Annotated in this window: 17 protein-coding genes; 3 read left to right on the forward strand and 14 right to left on the reverse strand. The window is 65.2% G+C overall.

The window, feature by feature from the left end:
• Positions 1–40: 40 nt before the first annotated feature.
• The 6 genes from RY1_RS17690 to RY1_RS17715 form a co-directional block, all read right to left on the reverse strand.
• Positions 41–1,597: a carboxyl transferase domain-containing protein gene (locus tag RY1_RS17690; protein ID WP_072805317.1), complete on the reverse strand. Its 1,557-nt coding sequence runs from the start codon at positions 1,595–1,597 to the stop codon at positions 41–43.
• A 10-nt stretch (positions 1,598–1,607) separates the two neighbouring features.
• Positions 1,608–2,804, reverse strand: a complete 1,197-nt coding sequence (locus tag RY1_RS17695) for an ABC transporter permease (RefSeq protein ID WP_072805318.1) — start codon at positions 2,802–2,804, stop codon at positions 1,608–1,610.
• Complete coding sequence (locus RY1_RS17700; protein WP_072805319.1) at positions 2,801–3,691, reverse strand: ABC transporter ATP-binding protein; 891 nt, start codon at positions 3,689–3,691, stop codon at positions 2,801–2,803. Before RY1_RS17700 ends, RY1_RS17695 begins: the two co-directional genes overlap by 4 nt.
• 10 nt (positions 3,692–3,701) lie before the next feature.
• Positions 3,702–4,235: a hypothetical protein gene (locus tag RY1_RS17705; RefSeq protein ID WP_072805320.1), complete on the reverse strand. Its 534-nt coding sequence runs from the start codon at positions 4,233–4,235 to the stop codon at positions 3,702–3,704.
• A complete protein-coding gene (locus RY1_RS17710; protein ID WP_072805321.1) occupies positions 4,232–4,498 on the reverse strand; it encodes a helix-turn-helix transcriptional regulator in 267 nt (88 codons plus the stop codon). The genes RY1_RS17705 and RY1_RS17710 overlap by 4 nt, the downstream gene beginning before the upstream one ends.
• Before the next feature lie 276 nt (positions 4,499–4,774).
• On the reverse strand, positions 4,775–6,409 hold the full coding sequence (locus RY1_RS17715) for an ABC-F family ATP-binding cassette domain-containing protein (protein ID WP_072805322.1): 1,635 nt from the start codon (positions 6,407–6,409) through the stop codon (positions 4,775–4,777).
• A 54-nt stretch (positions 6,410–6,463) separates the two neighbouring features.
• Between RY1_RS17715 and RY1_RS17720 the strand changes: the two genes are divergently transcribed.
• Positions 6,464–7,312 carry an aldo/keto reductase gene (locus RY1_RS17720; RefSeq protein WP_072805323.1) on the forward strand — a complete coding sequence of 283 codons (849 nt, stop codon included), beginning with the start codon at positions 6,464–6,466 and terminating at the stop codon, positions 7,310–7,312.
• Between the two features lie 96 nt (positions 7,313–7,408).
• Complete coding sequence (locus tag RY1_RS17725; RefSeq protein WP_174565411.1) at positions 7,409–8,236, forward strand: uroporphyrinogen-III synthase; 828 nt, start codon at positions 7,409–7,411, stop codon at positions 8,234–8,236.
• On the opposite strand, the gene RY1_RS17730 is transcribed toward RY1_RS17725, so the two are convergent.
• Together RY1_RS17730 and RY1_RS17735 are read right to left on the reverse strand one after the other, a co-directional pair.
• On the reverse strand, positions 8,127–10,271 hold the full coding sequence (locus tag RY1_RS17730) for an MMPL family transporter (protein WP_072805454.1): 2,145 nt from the start codon (positions 10,269–10,271) through the stop codon (positions 8,127–8,129). The two genes, RY1_RS17725 and RY1_RS17730, sit on opposite strands and share 110 nt — an antisense overlap.
• 41 nt (positions 10,272–10,312) lie before the next feature.
• A complete protein-coding gene (locus RY1_RS17735; protein WP_072805325.1) occupies positions 10,313–13,561 on the reverse strand; it encodes an ATP-binding protein in 3,249 nt (1,082 codons plus the stop codon).
• Positions 13,562–13,626: 65 nt separating this feature from the next.
• Between RY1_RS17735 and RY1_RS17740 the strand changes: the two genes are divergently transcribed.
• Positions 13,627–14,301, forward strand: a complete 675-nt coding sequence (locus RY1_RS17740; RefSeq protein WP_072805326.1) for a hemerythrin domain-containing protein — start codon at positions 13,627–13,629, stop codon at positions 14,299–14,301.
• Between the two features lie 66 nt (positions 14,302–14,367).
• On the opposite strand, the gene RY1_RS17745 is transcribed toward RY1_RS17740, so the two are convergent.
• The 6 genes from RY1_RS17745 to RY1_RS17770 form a co-directional block, all read right to left on the reverse strand.
• Positions 14,368–14,856, reverse strand: a complete 489-nt coding sequence (locus RY1_RS17745) for an SRPBCC family protein (RefSeq protein ID WP_072805327.1) — start codon at positions 14,854–14,856, stop codon at positions 14,368–14,370.
• 60 nt (positions 14,857–14,916) lie between these two features.
• A complete protein-coding gene (locus RY1_RS17750) occupies positions 14,917–16,314 on the reverse strand; it encodes an aldehyde dehydrogenase family protein (RefSeq protein WP_072805328.1) in 1,398 nt (465 codons plus the stop codon).
• Between the two features lie 201 nt (positions 16,315–16,515).
• Positions 16,516–17,436 (reverse strand): vWA domain-containing protein, encoded by a 921-nt coding sequence (locus RY1_RS17755; protein WP_072805329.1) that lies wholly within the window; start codon positions 17,434–17,436, stop codon positions 16,516–16,518.
• A 69-nt stretch (positions 17,437–17,505) separates the two neighbouring features.
• Complete coding sequence (locus tag RY1_RS17760; protein WP_084727508.1) at positions 17,506–18,501, reverse strand: AAA family ATPase; 996 nt, start codon at positions 18,499–18,501, stop codon at positions 17,506–17,508.
• Positions 18,498–19,334, reverse strand: a complete 837-nt coding sequence (locus tag RY1_RS17765) for a mycofactocin-coupled SDR family oxidoreductase (RefSeq protein ID WP_072805330.1) — start codon at positions 19,332–19,334, stop codon at positions 18,498–18,500. The genes RY1_RS17760 and RY1_RS17765 overlap by 4 nt, the downstream gene beginning before the upstream one ends.
• A complete protein-coding gene (locus RY1_RS17770; RefSeq protein WP_072805331.1) occupies positions 19,331–20,161 on the reverse strand; it encodes a mycofactocin-coupled SDR family oxidoreductase in 831 nt (276 codons plus the stop codon). Before RY1_RS17770 ends, RY1_RS17765 begins: the two co-directional genes overlap by 4 nt.
• Between the last annotated feature and the right edge of the window lie 140 nt (positions 20,162–20,301).

Here is a 20,301-nt window from a genome sequence, read left to right on the forward strand (position 1 = left end):
CACCCTAGTGTGACCTGCGTTGCATGTAGGTAGCGTTTCGTCAGGACTGCGTTCTCGACGCGGGGCCGGGCAGATTCTCGCTGGCGGCGGCGAGTCCCAGGTGTCGATAGCGGTTCAGTCGGGAGGACAGGCGCCCCTCCGGTCCACGGCGGTCCAGTTCGTGTAATTCGCGTGCGATCGCCCCTGCCAGGCGTTTCGAGAACTCGACGGGCTCCTCGGCGGCATCGGGATGCTCGGGGACGATTGCGTCGACGATACCGTCGCGCAGCAGATCGACCGAGCGGATGCCCTGGGATTCGGCCATGGCCGCGGCGTGGTCCGTATCGCGGTGCACGATGGCACTCGCGCCTTCGGGCGGCAGAGGTGCCAGCCAGGCGTTCTGCGCGCAGAGCGTGCGGTCGGCGGGAAGCAGGGCCAATGCTCCGCCGCCGGTTCCCTGGCCCAGCAGAACCGATACCGTCGCAGTATCGACGGTCACCAGATCGCTTATGCAGCGTGCGATCTCGGGAGCCAGGCCGCCCTCCTCCGCTTCTTTCGACAACGCGGCACCGAAGGTGTCGATCACCAACACCAGTGGTATGCCGAGCTCCTCGGCAAGCCGCATCCCGCGTCGCGCCTCGCGTAGCGCTCCAGGGCCCATCGTGGCGGTGACACTGTGACTGCTGCGATCGTTTCCGAACACCACGCACGAGATTCCTCGAAACCGGCAGAGCGACAACAGAATTGTCGTGTCCGATTCGCCTTGGCCGGTGCCGCTGAGCGGAACCTGCTCGGTAGCAGCGTGTTCCAGGAGCTGCCGGACGCCGGGTCGGTCGTCACGCCGTGATGCCTCGACCGAATGCCATGCCGAACGGTCGGGGATCTCCGCTGCCGCCGGTGCAGGCTCCAGATTCTCGGGTGCATCGTTCTCGGGCGCATCGGAGTCGCCGCTGACCACGCGCAATGCGCGCACCATCAGGTGGCGCAGGCTCCGCACCGGGACCACACCGTCGATGACGCCGTGGTGATAGAGATTCTCCGCGGTCTGAACGCCGTCGGGAAAGGGTTTGTCGTACAACGCCTGATAGACGCGCGGGCCGAGAAACCCGATGAGTGCGCCCGGCTCGGCGAACGTGACGTGCGCGAGCGATCCCCACGAGGCGAACACACCGCCTGTCGTGGGATTGCGGAGGTACACCAGGTACGGCAACCGGGCCTTCTTGTGCAGGGTCACGGCGGCAGCGATCTTCACCATCTGCACGAACGCGAGGGTGCCCTCCTGCATCCTCGTACCACCCGACGTCGGTGACGCGATCAGCGGAAGTTTCTCGGCGGTCGCCCGCTCGATCGCGGTGACGATGCGCTCGGCCGCGGCGACACCGATCGAGCCGGCGAGAAACGCGAACTCGCACGCGATGACTGCTACCGGGCGGCCGTCCACCGATCCGCGACCGGTGAGCACCGACTCGTCGACGCCGCTCTTCTCGCGTGCCCGCACCAGGTCGGCGGCATACGCGTCGCCGGGGGAGACATCGAGTGGCTCTCGGTCCCATGACACGAACGATCCGCCGTCGAGGAGTGCATCGAGAATGTCGACGGCGGACGTTCGTGTGGTCATGACCGAAAGCTTAGCGAGCGAATGCTTCCTTCCACGTGACGGTCTTGCCGATGCGCAGTATCGAGCGCTGGTAGATCTTCGCGGCGACGACCGCGAGTGCCGCGGTGGTCGCGGCCATGATGAGCGCGGTACCGACGATCTGGTAGATCGGTGCGACACCTGCGGCGATGCGCAGCGGCATCATGACTGCGGAGAACGGCGGGATCCAGCTGAGCACGTTGCTGAGCGTGCTGTCGGGTTCACCCACCGAATAGAACGCGGCGAAGAACATCGCCATGATCAGCAGCAACAGCGGCATGGTCGTCGAATTGACGTCCTCCTGGCGGGACACCATCGAACCACCCGCCGCGTAGAGCACCGCGAAGAACGCGAAGCCGAGCACGAACCAACCGAGAGTGCTCGCGAAGACACCGAGGGCGGTACCGGTGACGGTCAGTGTGCCCGTCGCGAGGCCCGCGCCCACTCCCGCCGCCCCGTACAGGGCCAGTTGCAGTATTCCGACCGCACCGATGCCGATGATCTTGCCCCACAACAACTGCAGTGGTCGGACGGTCGAGAGGAGCAGCTCCACGACACGCGAGGACTTCTCCTCGACCACGCCCATCGCGACGTACATGCCGAACCCGATGATCTGCGCGTACAGGACGAACACTGCGGCCAGCGACAGCGCAACTCGCTGTCCTGCTTCGGGATCCGGTGGATCGATCGCGTCGACGGTGACGGTGGCATTGGTGACCGCGGCTGCGAGAGCAGCTTGATCGACGTCCTGCGCAGCCAGAGCCGTATCGGTGGCCAGGGACTGGACACTTCCCTCGACGACGGCACGCAGTGCGCCGGTGAGCTCGGTATCGGTGATGGCCGTGTAAGCGCCTGCGCCCTCGGGAACGAGAGCGACTGCGATGTCTCCGGATTCGACATCCGATCGTGCCGCGGTCGCGTCGGCGATATCTCGAACCTCGACGGGATTTCCGACGACGTTTCCGTTCGCTTCGAGCACACCGGCGATGGATCGATCTCCGACGATGCCGATGACGTCACGTTCCTCGTCGTCACCGCCGGCGAAGATGGAGTAGGCGATGATGCCGCCGATGATCACCACGAGAATGATGACGTTGCTGATGACAAAACTCTTCTTCATCACCTGAACCGCGAACTCGCGTTTGGCGATCAGGCCGATCGCTCGGCTGGACGATACCTGTGCGCTCATACGACGGCCTCTCTGAACAGATCGCTCAGCGACGGTTTGTGGAAGGAGAACTCGTGAACCGGGCCGGTAGCCAACGCCGCCCGCAGAATCGCCTGGTCGTCGGCGCCGGATTTCACGCTCAGGATGGTACGTCCGCCCGAATGGCTGATCGGTGTCACGCCGGGGATGGTGTCGGCCCACCCTTCCAGCGCGGCGGGCGCGTGGATTTCGAGTTGGGCATCGCCGGTTCCTCGCAGTTCGTCGACGGTGCCGACCGCCTTCATCGAACCGGCGGCGATGATTCCGACGCGATCACACAGTCGCTGAACCAGATCCAACTGGTGGCTCGAGAAGATGACGGGCACTCCCGCTGCGGCCTTCTCGCGGAGGACATCGCTCATGACGTCGACAGCGACGGGATCGAGTCCCGAGAAGGGTTCGTCGAGAACCAGAACCGCCGGATCGTGCACGAGCGCGGCGGCGAGTTGGACGCGCTGCTGATTTCCGAGGCTCAAGGCATCGACGGTGTCGTTCAGTCGTTCCGAGATGCCGAGGCGCTCGGTCCAGCGCTGGACGGCGTCCTTGGCCTCACCCGAGGAGAATCCGTGCAGCTCGGCGAGATAGGCGAGTTGCGGACCGACCTTCATCTTCGGATAGAGACCACGCTCTTCCGGCATGTACCCGATGGTGCGTCTGACATCGAGGTCGACCGGTTTGCCGCCGAGTAGCACCCGTCCCGAGTCTGCGGACAGCACGCCGAGGGTGATGCGCATCGTGGTCGTCTTGCCTGCGCCGTTGCTGCCGACGAACCCGAACAACTCGCCCGGCCGGACATCGAAACTCAAGGAGTCGAGGGCGATCTTCTCGCCGTATCTCTTGGATATGTCGTCGATCGTGAGGGTGCTCATCGTGCCCTTTCTATAGATCTTCGGGGTCGGGGTCGGGAGTGATCCACGCGAGAACGAAAGCAGGCGTGCAGATTCCGGTGAGCAGGGCAACCAACGTCCACAGTCCTCCCGCGTACGCGAGGCGGTCGTTGTCGACCGCCGAGGACAGAACGATCAGGGCAACCACCGCGGTCAGTGTCAAACCCTGTGTCACGGTCAGTCCGATGGATCGAGCTTCGTTGCGCTGCTGCACCTCCCACTCGTCGAGCGCACCCACCGGAGCGTCGCTGTGACGGCCGGAGACCGTCTGAAGCATCGTCCACAGCACGAGAAACGACACCGTCGCCGGAACCCACAGGATCGGTGCCCACCACGAGAACAGCGTCAGAATCGAAATCACCAGCAGGGCAGCGAGAGTCACGACCACTCCGACACAGAGGATGCGTCGGCGATGCTGTGTCCGCCACCGCGGTAGCCAGTGGCGAGTCTTGGCATCGTTGTCGAGGAAACGCCGTGTGCGGTACGCCTGGTACCGGGTCAGGATGTTCGAGTCGAGGGTGCTCATGGTGCCCTTCGGAACAGTTCGGCGGACAGCGGCCCGAGCTCGTGTCGCGAGAAGACGGCTTCGACGGGAAGGTCGAATACATCGCATATCCGCATCGCGAGATCCAGGCTCGGATAGTGGTCACCCCGTTCGAGGGCGCCCACCGTCTGAGGGTTCACTTCCACGAGTTCGGCCAGCTGCGCGCGGCTCATCTTTCGTTCGGCCCGCAGAACTCCCACCCGGTTGTAGATCGGGAGCGTGGTGCCACGCTTCGTGGGGCTCATGCATCGAAGTGTTGTATAAACCCAACGATCTGTCAACTGTCGCAACAGTGGGCCCACGCACTCGGCCCCGCTGGTACGCAAACGCACGTGCGTTTGCGGGGTTGGGTGGGGGTTGGCCCTGGTGGTGCGCAAACGCACGTGCGTTTGCGGGGGTGGGTGGGGGTTGGCCCTGGTGGAGCGCAAACGCACGTGCGTTTGCGTGAAGGGAGGGTATGAAGGGAGGGCGTGAAGGGAGGGCGTGAAAGGGAGGGGCGGGGGACGGGGGACGGGGAGAGGCTAGTCCTCCGTCAGCCGACCGCCATGCATGGTCCAGCGACGGGTCGCGCGGACGGTACCCAGCATCCGCCGGTCGTGGGTGACCAGCAATAGAGTGCCCTCGAAGTTCTCCATCGCACGTTCCAGTTGCTCGATGGCGGGCAGATCGAGGTGGTTGGTGGGCTCGTCGAGTACCAGCAAATTGACCCCGCGCGCCTGAAGTAGGGCCAGTGCCGCACGTGTACGTTCACCCGGCGAGAGGGAGCCTGCCGGTCGCAGCGCATCGTCGCCGCGCAGCCCGAATTTAGCGAGCAGAGTACGGACATCGGCGTCGGGCCACTCGGGAACGGCGGCGCTCAGTGAGTCCGACACCGTCGCGGTACCGGTGAAAAGTCCACGAGCCTGGTCGATTTCGCCGATGGCAACGCCGGAGCCGAGTGACGCGGTACCGTCGTCGGGCACCAGTTTTCCGAGGAGTACGGAGAGCAGCGTGGTTTTCCCCGAACCGTTGTCGCCGGTGATCAACACCCTGTCGCCCCACTCGATCTGCGTCGTCACCGGTCCGAATGTGAAACCCTCACGCCGAACCACGGCGCCGCTCACCACCGATACAACAGTGCCGCTGCGTGGCGCCGACGCGATCTCCATCCGCAGTTCCCACTCCTTGCGCGGCTCCTCGACGACTTCGAGTCGTTCGATGCGGCGTTGGGTCTGACGGGCTTTCGCGGCCTGCTTCTCGGTCGACTCTGCTCGCGTCTTGCGGCCGATCTTGTCGTTGTCGGTTGCTTTGCGGCGCGCATTGCGCACGCCGGATTCCATCCAGTTGCGCTGCATCTGTGCACGGGATTCCAACGATGCCTTGGTGTCGGCGAAGTCGTCGTACTTCTCCCGCGCGTGCTGTCGGGCGATGTCGCGTTCGGCGAGGTAGGACTCGTAGGAGCCGTCGTACACGTCGATGCGATGCTGCGCACGATCCAACTCGACGATGCCGGTCACGGTCCTCGCCAGGAACTCACGATCGTGGCTGACGACGACGATCGCTGCGCGCGTTTCGACGACGAATCGCTCCAGCTGTTCGAGGCCGGCGAGGTCGAGGTCGTTGGTGGGCTCGTCGAGCAGCAGGATGTCGTACCGGGCGAGCAGAATGGCGGCGAGACCTGCGCGTGCGGCCTGGCCACCCGACAGTGACGTCATCAAGCTGGATCCGCTGACCTCCAGCCCCAGGTCGGTGAGCACCTTCGCCGTCCGTTCGGCCAGATCTGCACCGCCGAGGGCGAGCCATCGCTCCAATGCCGGGGTGTAACGATCCTCACTGCTGTCGCCGCCGAGCGCCTCGGCTGCATCGTTCATCACCTGCTCGGCGCCGGTGACGCCCGTTCGTCGCCCGATGAAGTCGAGAATCGATTCCCCGTCGATCCGATCGGGTTCCTGCGCCAGATAGCCGACGGTGGCGTCGGGCGGGCTCGTATATATCTCGCCCTCGGAATCGGCGGTCCCCACGCCGGCCAGCAGCGTCAGTAATGCGGATTTACCTGCACCGTTTGCGCCGACGAGCCCGATCACGTCGCCCTCGGTGACCGTGAGGTCGAGGCCCGAGAAAAGCGTGCGGTCCCCGTGGAAAGCGGCGAGATCATCGATGCGGAGCGTTGCGGTCACGCCGACAAGTATGTCTCGGGAACAGACGGGCGCCGTCCTCGGTTGGCCTGAGGTATGACGTTTTCACCCGAGACCAGTTCTGTACCGACGATCGTGCTCAACGACGGGCACGCAATTCCTCAACTCGGCTTCGGCGTGTGGCAGGTTCCTGACGACGGTGCGCACGACGCAGTTGCCGAGGCGCTGAAGGTCGGCTACCGCAGCATCGACACCGCGAAGATCTACGGAAACGAAGCGGGGACCGGCAAGGCCATCGCAGAGTCCGGCATCGCCCGCGACGAGCTGTTCGTCACCACCAAGCTGTGGAACGACGACCAGGGCTACGACTCGACGCTGGCAGCGTTCGACGCCAGCCTCGACCGGCTCGGACTCGAATACCTCGACCTGTACCTCATTCACTGGCAGCAGCTCGATCGCGACAAGTACGTCGATACTTTCAAGGCATTTCAGAAGCTCAAGGCCGACGGTCGCGTCGGATCGATCGGTGTCTCGAACTTCACGATCCCGACGCTCGAGAAGCTGATCGACGCAGTCGGCGAGGTACCGGCGGTCAACCAGATCGAGCTGCACCCGCGCCTCATTCAGGAAGAGTTGCGCGCGTTCCACACCTCGAAGGGCATCGCTACGGAAGCGTGGAGCCCGCTCGGTTCCGGCACCGTCCTCGAAGAGCCTGCCCTCGGGCCGATCGCCGAAGCCCACGGCGTCACCCCCGCTCAGGTCATCCTGCGCTGGCACATCCAGCTCGGCAACGTCGTCATCCCCAAGTCGGTGACGCCGGAGCGGATCAAGAGCAACTTCGACGTGTTCGGATTCCAGCTGTCGAACGACGAGATCCAGCAGATCAACGCTCTGGACAGCGCGGACGGCCGAACCGGCCCGGATCCGGACAAGTTCAGTAGCTAACCGCCTCGCGCGCACGGCCAGCTCAGGGGCCGTGCGCGCGGAGTCAGTGCGGGCGGTGCTTTTGCGCGCACCGACGCGGAGCGCATAATCCTCGGCATGGGACCGCTCACAGGCAAGACGATTGCGCTCACAGCCGAGCGGCGGGCGGACGAGTTCGCGACTCTGCTCGAGCGTCGGGGCGCCGTAACAGTGCACGTCCCTGCGATCCATGTACTACCGCTCCTCGACGATTCGGACCTTCGCGAGCAGACCGACCACATCATCGAGAAGCCACCGGAACTCGTCGTCATCAGCACCGGTATCGGATTCCGCGGATGGCTCGACGCCGCGGAGGGCTGGGACACCAAGGACGATCTCCTCGCAGCGCTCGGGGCCTCCCGCATCATTGCGCGAGGCCCCAAGGCTCGGGGTGCCATTCGCGGCGCAGGCCTCCGCGAGGTCTGGTCACCGGCAACCGAAGCGTCGCAGGAAGTCGCCGACCACCTCGAAGCCGAAGGCATCGTCGGCGTCGACGTCGCCGTTCAGTTGCACGGCACCATTACCGAGTGGGAACCGACGATCCACCTCAGTGAGTCGCTTGCTCGCCTCGGCGCCGACGTCCGGGCCATCCCCGTCTATCGCTGGATCCGGCCCGTCGATCAACAGCCGCTGATCGACTTGCTGGCCAAGATCCTGAACCACGAGGTCGACGCCGTCACCTTCACCAGCGCCCCCGCCGTTGCGTCCCTGCTGTCGAGCGCCAAGGACAACGGCCTGCTCGACGAATTCCTCACTGCCCTGCGAGGTCCCGTCGCTGCGATCTGCGTCGGGCCGGTCACCTCCGCGCCGCTGGACGCTCTCGATGTTCCGACGCGGATGCCGGAGCGGGCTCGATTGGGAGCGCTTGCGAAGTTCGTGATCGACGAGCTGGGTGTTGGAGCGTAGCCTGCGGAGTGGCCGAGGTTGTCAGTGGATTCCACCAATTCCACTGTCCCAGTAGCGTCATCGTCGACGGAACGAGGACCATCCGGACGATCGTGGCGTCCACGAGCACCGCGGTGGCCAGTCCGACGCCCATCATCTTGATCGTCACGTCCGCGTCCATCGCGAATCCGAGGAACACGGCGATCATGATGGCTGCGGCGCTCGTGATCACCCGGCCGGTCGATGCCACGCCGTCCACGACGGATCCATGCGCGTCGCCGGTCCTGAGCCACGCCTCGCGGACGCGTGAGAGCAGGAAGACCTCGTAGTCCATCGACAAACCGAACAGAATCGTGAACATCAGGATCGGCACCCAGCTGGATACGGGTACGGCATGGGGTAGTCCGAGTAGGGCTGCGCCCCAACCCCATTGGAACACCACAACCATCACGCCGTATGCGGCTGCAACCGACAGCAGATTCATCGCCGCGGCCTTCAGTGCGACGACGACCGAGCGGAACACTGCCGTCAACAACACGACCGACAGTGCGACGACGAATGCGATGACGAGCCAGATGCGGTCGGCGACCTTGTCGGTGATATCCGAGAAGATCGGCGTGACACCGGTGGCGATGACGCCGTCCGGCAGAATATTTGCTCGAAGATGTTGGAGCACAGCGACTGTCGCCTCGTCGCTCGGTCCGGTGGTGGGCTCGAACATGATTACCGCGGTGTCACCCGCTGCATTCGTCATCGGAGGACTCACCACCGCGATTCCCTCCTCGCGGGCGAGTTGTGCGGTCACGACGTCGGGTGAGACTCGTGAAAGGTCCACTGCCAGCATGAAAGGCCCGTTGGCGCCTGGCCCGTATTCGGCCCCGATCAGGTCGTACGCCAGCCGGGTGGTGTTCGACGTCGGTTGAGTGCCTGCGTTCTGCGGCCACATCCGCATCTCGAGAACGGGTGCTGCGAGTACGGCCAGCACCATCAGCGCGGCGAGCGTCCAGGCGACGGGTCTGCGGCACACCATTCGAGCCCACCGCTCGGTACGGGACGGCCCGGTGGCCGCCGAGGTCTTCTTCCGGAGCACTCGCGTTCCCGCCAGTGCGCACAGTGCAGGCACGAGCGTGATCGAGGTCAGCATCACCGATCCGACGACGGCGAGCGTGGCGTACCCCATCGACGCGTAGACCGGCAATCCGGCCAGTTTCAGCCCGAGCAAGCACAGCAACACCGTCGTTCCGGCGAATACGACGGATACTCCTGCGGTGGAGTTCGCATGTGCCGCAGCATCCTTGGAGTCCATGCCCGAACGCAGGCCGTCGGCGAACCGGGTGACGAGCAGCAACGCGTAGTCGATTCCGACTCCTATGCCGACCATCGTTGCGATCGTCGGAGCCATCGAGGAGATCTCGGTGAACGAGGCGAGCACGGTGACGATGCCCGATCCGATTCCGACGCCGATGACGGCCACCGCGATGGGCAGTCCCGCCGCGACGGCGGACCCGAAGGCGACCAGCAGGATTGCCAGTGCGACCACGATTCCGATTCCCTCGGCGACACCGCTCGGCTTGCTGATGTTCTCGGCGACCTGGCCGCCGAGTTCGACCTGTATGCCCTCACGCTCGAGCGGCGCCGTCGCCGAGCGCAGTGCATCGACGCCGTCGCTGCCGGAGAAGTCGGTCACGGGGATGCGGTACTGGACGGACACGAGTGCGGTGTCGCCGTCGGCGGACATGCGGGCCGGTGACACCGTTCCGACACCGTCGAGCTGACGCAGCCGGTCCTGTAGACCGGTCAGTAGTGACGGGTCGAGCGGGGAGTCGCTGTGCACCACGACCCGGGCATCGGTTCCGGCGAGGTCGGGGAATCGCTCGGCGAGCAGATCGCTTCCCGCGATCGATTCGAGTCCTTCGACGTGGTAATTGTCGTGCATCTGGCCGCCGATCGAGGCGGCGGCTCCGAGCGTCGCCGCGAACAGTACGACCCAGACTGCAATCGTCCGTATTGGGTGAGCAGCGCAGACTGCTCCGAGTCTGCCGAGCAAGGTACTCATTCCAGCTCCTTCGGTGTGTGGTGCACACAGCGTGGAGCCGATCACTTGGAGTGTTCTTGTGGCTTTCTAGTAGCGGCTGCGATCCAGTACGGGCTGCCCCATGCCCGCGCCAGTGCGATGGCCTCCAGCTGGTGTTCGGCGGCAGAATCGGTATCTCCGAGCGCCGCAGCGAGACGGGCCAGAACGGTGTCGACGGGTCCTATGACGTACGTGCCGGTGCCCATTCCGGCGAGCTGGCCGGAGAACCTGGACAACGACGAGTACACCTCGGGCGCTTCGTTCAGTTCACCGGTCGCCAGCACGGCCATCCCGCGGAGAGCGAGGAACAGCGATTCGAAGAAGTCGTGCCTGATGGGGCCCGCACTGCGACGAACTCGACGAGCCTCGTCCGTCTTTCCCGTCTCGACGAGAGTCAGCGCGAGAAGGTCGCAGGCAATGGCGGGGTACGCCGAATACAACCGGCGTAGCCCCGGCTCCAATGCAACGAGATGCCCGGTGGTCACTGCCGTGGTGACGTAGGCGAGAGAATGGATGGTCTCGGCATTGACCGCGACGCTGCTACGAAGCGCTGCACCGCCGGAATCGAAGTGCCGGTGAGCTGCATCGATGTCACCGGCGGCATGGGCGAGCATCCCGCGGGACAGGTGGCACGTGGCGAGCGTCTGCTGCCAGCTGTACCGCTCGGCGAGCGAACTCTCGTTCTCTAGGTGCTCGCGCATCCTGTCGAAGCGGCGCTCGGCGGCGTCGACGAGGAATGCTCCGTGGTGCCCGATCATCGCGAACACCGGCATGTCGTGGGTGGTTCCGAGTTCGATGAGGTCCAGGCTCAACTGCATTCGCCGCGTCGGATCCAGATCCGGAGGTATCAGATTCCACAGTGCGTTGGACGCGAGGCCGAGTATCTCCGGATCGGCCAGCGTGCGCGCCACCGTGTGGGCGTGCTCGGCTGCCTCCATGGCGCGATCGTCGAGCTCACCGCGGATCTCGTCGACGAGAGCGCAGAGGAGTCGGCAACGGGAGGCGTCGTCGATGTCCTCGCGGGTGAGGGCCCGTTCGATCAGTGCCACCACCCCGGCGTCGTACTCGCCGTATTCGCGTTTGAGCCACGTCGTCGGTAGTTCGCCTGCGGTGAGGGTGCGGATCAACAGGTCGGTTCGGCCGGTTCCCTCGGCGATCGAGACCGCTTCCCGACGGGTCCGGGCGGCACCGATGCTCGCCCCTCCGGCGACCTGCGCCGAAATGCGCTGGGACAGTAGTTCGATCTGCTCCTCGACCGATCCGTCCGGCAGTCGTCGCCACGCGTCGAGAGCAGCGGCGTAGAGGACTGCGGCCGATCCGTGTGCGAAACGTGCGTCGGCTTCGGCCGCTGCTGCGGCGGCGTAGTCGAGGGTTTTTCGGATATGGGTGGGCCCGGACAGTTGCGCGTAGTGGAATGCGAGCGCCGGAAAGTCCTGGGGTGAACGGTGTTCGAGCACCTCGGCGATTCGGGCGTGCCAGCGGCGGCGACGTAGGAGGGTCAGGTCGGAGTAGAGGGTGTCGCGCACGAGTACGTGGGTGAACCGGATCCGGGTCGGATCGGTGTCGTCGAGCAGGCCTGCGACCACGCCGGATTCGAGTGCATCGAGCGCGTGTTCGCTGTCCAGTTCGGCGGCGGCGAGTAAGACGTCCAGATCGGCGTCGCGGCCGAAGACCGAGGCGAGCCGCAGCATCGAGACCGTCAGTTCGGGAAGCCGAGCGAACCGGCGGCGCAATACGTCTCGAACACCCTCGGGCACTTCGGATTCTGCGACCACCGCGCCCTCGCTGCTCAGCAGCAGCGCACTCTCGCGAAGATAGAAGGGATTGCCCGCAGTCCGTTCGGTCAGGGTGAGCATTGTGCTCGGCTCGGGCACCAGCCCGGATACCGACTGCACGAGTTCGGCGGCTTCGTCGTCCGTCAAGCCCGTCAGTCGAAGCCTGGTCGGTGACAACGGTGCGAGTGCGGCAAGCGCATCTCGTTGCGGGGCGTCGATCTCGTCCGGCCGATAGCCGCCGAGAATCCGCAGCGAGCGCGATGATTCGTGGGCGATGGCGACGAGCAGTGCCAGAGTCTCGGGATCCGCTCGGTGCAGGTCGTCGAGAACGATCGCGACAGGTCCGAGCGCGGCCACCCCGGACAGGTACTCGACGACGGCCCGCTGGACCAGGAAGCGGCTGCCCGGTGCCGTCGCGGGAGCGTCGCCCAGCAGTGGCGCCAGCGCATCGGCGTGGCAGCTCGGGGCCACACGGGAGGTGGCCGCGCGCAGGATCTCCGTCCATGCCCACGCGGGCGGAGCCCCGTCGGCCTCCGGGCATCGCCCGAGAAGGCAGGTCCAACCATCGGATTCGAGTAGTCCGATCGACGCCGCGAGCAGCGCCGTCTTGCCCGAACCCGCCTCGCCTGCAACGAGAACGATCGACGACGCGGGGTCGGTGAGACTTCGGAGCTCGTCGGCGCGCCCGACGAAGTTCGTCACCGCAGCTGCAGGCGTGTGCTGCTCGACGACGGGAGCAGGGCGCGGCAATGCAACTCGGTGCGAGAGAACAGCGGCCTCGAGTTCGACGAGTGCGGGCCCGGGATCGAGTCCGAGCTCGTCGCCGAGCGTCGTGCGTGCCCGGCGCAGCGCGGTGAGTGCATCGGCTTGTCTACCACTCGAATACAGGGCCAGAGCCAGTAGCCGCCAGCTTTCCTCGCGCAGTGGATGTTCACGGGTGAGAGTCGTCGCGTCCAGCACCGCGTCCGAGGCGTGTCCGCAGTCCAGAGTGGCACCGACGAGCCGTTCCCTCGCGACGGTCCGCAGTTCGTTCAGCCGGGCGATCTCCGCCTGCGCCCACGGCGCGGACGACACCTCGCCGTACGCGTCGCCGCGCCACAGGCGAAGAGCCTCGTCCAACAGGCGGCGGCGGCCGGTTGCATCGGTGTCGGCGGCGGCCTGGCGGACGAGAGATTCGAAGTGCCATGCGTCGACGGACTCGACCGGAAGTCGGACCGCGTAACCGGGGGCCTTGCTGACCAGGATCGACGACGGCGTCCTCGGCGCACGATCGGGTTCGAGGACTCGACGCAGATTCGAGATGTAGGCCTGCAGTGCACCTGTCGCGCGGGCGGGCGGTTCGCCGTTCCACAGATCGTCGGTGAGCCTGTCGACCGAGACGACGTCGCCGCGTGCGATGAGCAGGATGGCGAGAACGCCGCGCTGCCGGGGGCCACCGAGATCGATGGGCCCCGATGGGCTTTGCGCACTCGTCGCACCGAGAACTGTCACCTGCACGCGAACAGCGTAGATGGCTAGCGGGCTACAAGTGGATTACTAGAGCCCCACGTCATCGTCGTTCCATGACAACAACACGACACTCCACCCGACCCGACACCAGGAACATGGTGATCATCCACCAGTGCTTCCGCACACAGTTCGCGGCGCTGCCGTCGCTCGTACGCTCGGTTCCCGACGGCGACGCCGTGCGGGCCGGTGTTCTCGTCGACTTCATGGGCGAACTGACGACGGCATTGCACTATCACCACGTGGGCGAGGACGAGGCCATGTGGCCGCTGCTTCTCGAACGACTCGACGGGGACACGTCGAACATTCTGGAAATGGAAGAGCAGCACGAGCGGATCGGTGAACTGATCGACCGGGCGCTGGCGCAGGCGTCGGCGTTTCGTACGTCGGCCCGCGATCACCGAGGAGAACTCCTCGCCGCGACGCTGGCGGAACTGTCCATCGCGTTGAACGAGCATCTCGACGAGGAGGAAGCGGTGGCGCTGCCGCTGGTGGAGGAGCTTCTCTCGGTCGAGGAATGGGCGCACATCGCAGAGATCGGCCATGCATCGATTCCGAAGGACCGGATGCTGGTGATTCTGGGCTACATCCTGCTGAGCGCGTCACCGCCGCAGCGTGAGTTCTTTCTGGCGCAGAGCCCGCTCATGGCTCGGATCGTGTGGAAACTGATGGGCAGGCGCACGTTCGAGGCCGACTACCGCCGGGTGTACGGCCATCCGCCCACCGGCTGAGCACGAGGTCCCCGCCGGAATCGGTGCAGTTGCCGGATCGAATTCGCCGGCACCTGCACCGATCGGTCAGACCGTCGCGGACGCGGCTTCCTTGTCGAGCTCGCGTGCAATTGCAGCGTGGTAGGCGTCGATCTTCGTCGGATTGACGACGCGGAAGAACTCGTCGGGGAACGGTGCATCCCGGTACGCCTCGATCGTCATGGTCCTGGTGAACAGCGTGACATCGTGTCCGGGCCTGGTGAATTCGTAGGACACGGTCATCCGTCCTTCGAACCCTCCGCTACCGTCCGACCCGTGCCCGAGCAGGCCGACCGAGGTGAACACGAAGATCCTCGGCCGAGCTGCGATCGCCAGCTGCCACGTGAACACCGCTTCGCTGTTGGCGCCCGCTTCTTCCCAGGTGTCCCCGATCTTCAGCGGAACCGACGGCAGATTTCCGATGTGGCGAGTGCCCGGGTACGCCTTCACCCAGTTGGACGGATTGCTCACGAAGTCGTAGACCACCTCCGCGGGCTGCGAGAAGGTGGTTGCCGAGGATGTCGTGACGATACCCATGTTTTTTCGCTCCTTGCTTCGACCACCGATGGACAGCGGTCGCTCTGGTGTTGGGATGAATTAGCGTGCGGTGTAGACGACATGCGGTTCGGAGAACGAGTGCAGGCCCCAATGTCCGCCTTCGACTCCGAGGCCACTCCACTTGGCACCGCCGAACGGCTGCCCTGGCGTCACGATGGTGTGACTGTTCACCCAGGTCGTCCCGGCTTCGAGACGAGGCGCCAATTGTTGTGCGGCAGTGACGTCCGCGGACCAGATGGACGATCCGAGGCCGTAGTGCGAGGCGTTCGCGCGCGCGATCGCCTCGTCCACCGTCCTGTACGGGATGACCGGCATCACCGGGCCGAATTGTTCTTCGTCCACCACGCGGGTGCCGTCGGAGACGTTCGCCAGGATGGTGGGTTCGTAGAAGTAGCCTTCGGTTCCCCACCTTTTTCCGCCGCTGACGACCTGTGCCCCTGATCGCACCGCGTCGTCGACGAGTTCGCTGACTCGATCGAGCTGCATCGCGTTGTTGAGGGGACCGTGCGTGGTTCCTTCGGCGTCGCCTGCGCCGAGCACCACTCCGCGTGCGCACTCGGCGAGGGCGTCGATCATCTGCGAGTACATCGACTCGTGCACGTAGGTGCGTTTGACGGCCACGCAGATCTGCCCGTTGTTGGCCAATGCCGAGCCGAACAGCCGGGGAGCCACCGTGGACACGTCGGCGTCCGGCAGCACGATGGCAGCATCGTTTCCACCGAGTTCGAGAGTGACTCGTTTGAGGTCTTCGGCGGCGAGCGCTGCGACCTTCTTGCCGGTCGCGGTCGAACCGGTGAAACTGATCTTCCGAACGAGCGGGTGGGACGCCAGACGGGAGCCGAGCGGGTCCTCGCCGGTGATCACGCTCAAAACGCCGGGAGGAAAGACGCCGCTGAGCACGTCGGCCATGGCGAGTGTCGTCAACGGCGTGAACGGCGACGGTTTGACCACCACGGTGTTGCCTGCGCGCAATGCGGGTGCAATCTTCCACAGCGACAACGCGATCGGAAAGTTCCACGGGGTAATCGCTGCAACGGGGCCGAGAGGGCGTCGAAGAACCTCGACATGCGCGCTGTCGTCGTCCTGGATGACCTGCGGTGCATCCTCGATCTGGGCGAAGTAGTTCAACCAGTGCGCGCCGGTGTGGATCTCCAGCACGGCCTCGCGGATCGGTTTGCCCTGTTCCTTGCTGAGTGTCACGGCCAGCTGCTGGGCTGCGCCCGCAAGCGCTGCCGAGGCCTTACCCAGCGCGCTGCGCCGGAAATCCTCGTCGCGTGACCAGTCGGGGAACGCATCGTGTGCTGCCTGGACGACGGCATCGAGATGTTCCGCGGAAGAACTGGGCGCGTACGCGAACGGTTGGCCGGTCGCCGGGTTGGTCACCGCGAACGTATCGGAACTCGCGCTCGGCACACCGGCTTCGAAGTCGACGGACATTGTTCTCGCTCCTTCTTGCACAGGGTCGGGCTGGACAGGCCGGTACGAGTCGATACGGTTCGGGCGGAACCGCACAGACCCCTCGCCCGTGCGCGACCGATTCGTTGTGAGGTTACCCACGAAACGCGGAAAGCCCCCCGGTTTCATTGATATTAATCATTTTGACTCAGAAGTCGAGGATCGCCGAGATAATCGAGCCGGTCACTCTCCGAAGATCGCACTCAACGCAGGACCCACGTCGCGGTAGGTTCGCACCGTGCGGATGCGACCGCGTCCGATTCGAGCCAGGTCACGCCCGAGATCCGGGTCGTTCTCGCCCGAGGTGTCCAGCAGAACGTCCAACCGAGGGATGCTCGCCGCGGTATATCGCGGATCCGGCCCGGCGTTGTGGACGCAGTCGGACAGCAGCAGTACCCGGCGGTCTCGCGAGGACACACCGCGGAGCAGTCCGGCGGCAGTCTCGAGCGCGAACTGGACGTTGGTCAAACCGCGGGCGGGGATACGCAACACCGTGTCGAGGATTCCGAGCGGGGTCATCGGATCGCCGAAGCGGGTCAGTACTGCTGCATCCGACCAGAATGCGACGACGGCAAGATCGTCCATGTTCAGCTCGCCTGCCAGCGCGCCGACCGTCGCCGCCGCGGTCCGCACTCGTTCGCCCTTCATCGAACCCGAGATGTCGACGACCAACACGATCGATCTCTTGGTGTGCAACCGTTCTCGTACGACGATGTCGTCGTCCTCGGGCAGCGGATTCGCCGCGAGCACATCGATGGTCCGGTCCATGTCGATCTCGTCGGACCCGTCGCGGTAGCGCAGCGACGTCAGATCGCCGATCCCTCGGCGGGCGCGGGAGTCCCGGCGTGGGCGTCGTACGGCCAAGCGGGCAGCGATCTTTCGCGCGCGAGCCCGGGTGGCGGCGTCGGCGCTCGATTCGACGTCGGTGGCCTCGTCCAGTGAGATGATCTCGGCCGATTCGTCGGTGAATCCGGGCGCCGACGGATTGTTCTCCCCGCTCGCCTTGCCCTTCCTGCTTCGGCCGTCGACGAGCAGGACGGCCCCGCTGCCGCCGGGCTTGAACAGCGACGGCGATTCGGTGAGCTGTTTCGGCTTGCGCCGCAGCGGTTTCAGAGTTCCGGGCGCCTTACCGGTACCGGGCTTCCGGACCGGCGAGTCGGCTGCGACGGCTCTTCAACCCGGCGCTGCAGCAGCAGGCCGAAGCACGAAGTGGTCCTGCCAGATCGAATGCAGGATCGTCTCCGGCGTCGCATCGGAGGTCTCGTCGACGTGGATGCGCCCTGACAGCGCGACGAGGACGGCGTCGAGCATCACTGCCTGGTAGTCCTGTGGGAGGTCACGCGGTGGCGCGATATCGGGCACCTGGGGAATCTCGACCGCGCGTAGATCCGCCAATTGCTGGGCGACGAGTGTCAGGTCGATCGCGCCGCGGACACTGCTGCCCTGGGTTATGTCCTCGTGTTCGCGGGTGGCTCGGGTGATCGCGACTGCATCGGCGATGAGCCGGATCGAGTCGGATTCGGTTCTCAGTGCGACGATTCCGCGTTCGGATTCCGCGTCCTGGTAGCCGATGGCGAGGCGGCAGAGGCGGTCGTGCACGCTCGTCGACAGTCGCGTCGTACCGACGTTGTCGTACGGGTTCATCGAGGCGACGACGCGGAACGTCGGCAACGCATGGACGGTACCCACCCGCGGGATCGCGATGCGTCGTTCCGCCATCGCGGTCAGCAGAGTGTTCAGAGTGTCCTCGGGTGCCCTGTTGAACTCCTCGACGTAGAGGAAACCGCCGGTCCGCATCGCCTCCACGAGTGGGCCGGGAACGAAGTTGTCCTCGCTGTAGTCCTCGCGCAGAACGCGGGCCGGGTTGTGATGTCCGACGATACGGGCCGGCGTCAGGTCCGCGTTGCCTTCGACGAACAACAACGGGATGCCCCACTCGGCGGTGATGGCCCCGAGGAGAGTGCTCTTGCTGGTGCCGGGCGGGCCCTCGATGACGAGGTCCCGCCCGGCTGCGACCGCCGCCAGGACAAGGTCCAGTTCATGATCGCGACCGACGACACTCGCCGCGATACGGCGGCGAATCTCGGCGATCGAGAGCTGTGTTTCTCCGAGACTCCGTGCAGGGGCGGTCTCGCGTCGGACCCCGGTGTCCTGGGTGGGCCACGTCATTTGATCGTGTACCCCGCATCGACGGGCAGTGTCGCGCCGGTGATGTAGCGGGCTTCGTCGGAGACCAGGAACGCGATGGCGTTGGAGATGTCGATCGGTTCGACCCACGGGATCGGCAGAGTGTTCGTCGAGGCGAAGATCGGCGCTGCCTTCTCGCGGCTCGGGTTCGGATCGTCGGGCGCGAACAGGCCCCACGTCTTCGAGTTCTGAATCATGACGGTGTCGACTCCGGTGGGATGGACGGTGTTGACGCGGATGCTGTGTTGCCCGAATTCGTTTGCCAGCGTGCGCATGATGCCCACGACGCCGTGTTTGGTCGCAGTGTAGTGCACGGTGTTCGGTGTGCCCTTGAGACCCGCGGTCGACGACGTCAGCACGATCGAACCGCCGCGCCCACCGGCGATCAGGTGGGGAAGTGCGACCTTGCAGGTATTCCAGACGCCGGTGAGGTTGACGTCGATCATGTTCTGCCAGCCGTCGTCGGTGATGTCGAGTGCCGGTGCGATCTCGAAGACACCGGCGTTGCCGAGCACGATGTCGAGGCGGCCGAGTTCGGCCACACCGTCGTCGACGGCCTTGCGCAGTGCGGCCGAGTCTCGGACGTCGGCCTTGGTGGCGATGATCCGCCGGTCCAGCGCCTCGACCTGCTCGACGGTGTCCGCCAGGTCGGCTTCGGTCGCAGCCGGGTACATGTCGATGGTGTCGACGGGCCCACACAGGTCGACGGCGATGATGTCCGCCCCTTCCTGCGCGAGCCGAAGTGCATGACTGCGCCCCTGACTGCGGGCCGCGCCGGTGATGAACGCGACCTTGCCCTCGAGTTTGCCGGTCATTTGATCACCGATCCGGCGTCGACGGGCAGCTGAACGCCGGTGATGTAGCGGGCGTCGTCGGAGACCAGGAATGCGATGGCGTTGGAGATGTCGAGGGCGTCGACCCAGTCGATCGGCAGTGCATTGAGCGTCTTGAATGCCTCGCCCGCTTCTTCACGGGTGGGGTTCGGGTTGTCCGGTAGGAAGGTGTTGTAGGTCTGCGCGTTGTGGATCATGTCGGTGTCCACCGATGTCGGGTGGACCGAGTTCACTCGAATGTTGAACGGTGCCAACTCGTTTGCCAGCGTCTTCACCAATCCGACGACGCCGTGCTTCGCGGCGACGTAGTGGGCGAGGTTCCCGAGGCCCTTGATGCCCGCCGTCGAACTGGTCAGGACGATCGCTCCGCCGCGTTCGCCCGCCTTGATGTGGGGAACTGCAGCGCGGACGGTCTTGAACACGCCGGTGAGGTTGATGTCGAGCATGTCGTCCCACATCTCGTCCGTCAGATCCTCGATCGGCGCGAAGCTCGCTATACCGGCGTTGGCCAGCACGATGTCGAGGCGGCCGAGTTCGGCGACACCGTCGTCCACCGCCTTCTTCAACGCCGCGGTGTCGCGCACATCGGCCTGTGTCGCGATGATCCGTCGATCGAGGGCCTCGACCTGCTTGACGGTGTCGGTGAGGTCGGATTCCGTGGCCAGTGGGTATCCCACCGAGTCGACCTGCTTGCACAGGTCGATCGCGATGATGTCCGCACCCTCCTGGGCGAGTCTGATGGCGTGGCTGCGGCCTTGACCGCGTGCGGCGCCGGTGATGAATGCTACTTTCCCGTCGAGCTTTCCCATGATCGAACTTCCTTGGCCGATGCGAGTGAAATCGATACGAGCGCACAACGGTTCGTTTGCGGCGTCCCGTCGTGCGGCAGGATGTCCAAGGTGGAGGACATGGAAAGAAACCTAATTGACACTCGGTGCAGAAGTGGGCG

This window comes from Rhodococcus yunnanensis NBRC 103083, assembly GCF_001895005.1.
GTDB classification, from domain to species: Bacteria; Actinomycetota; Actinomycetes; order Mycobacteriales; family Mycobacteriaceae; genus Rhodococcoides; species Rhodococcoides yunnanense.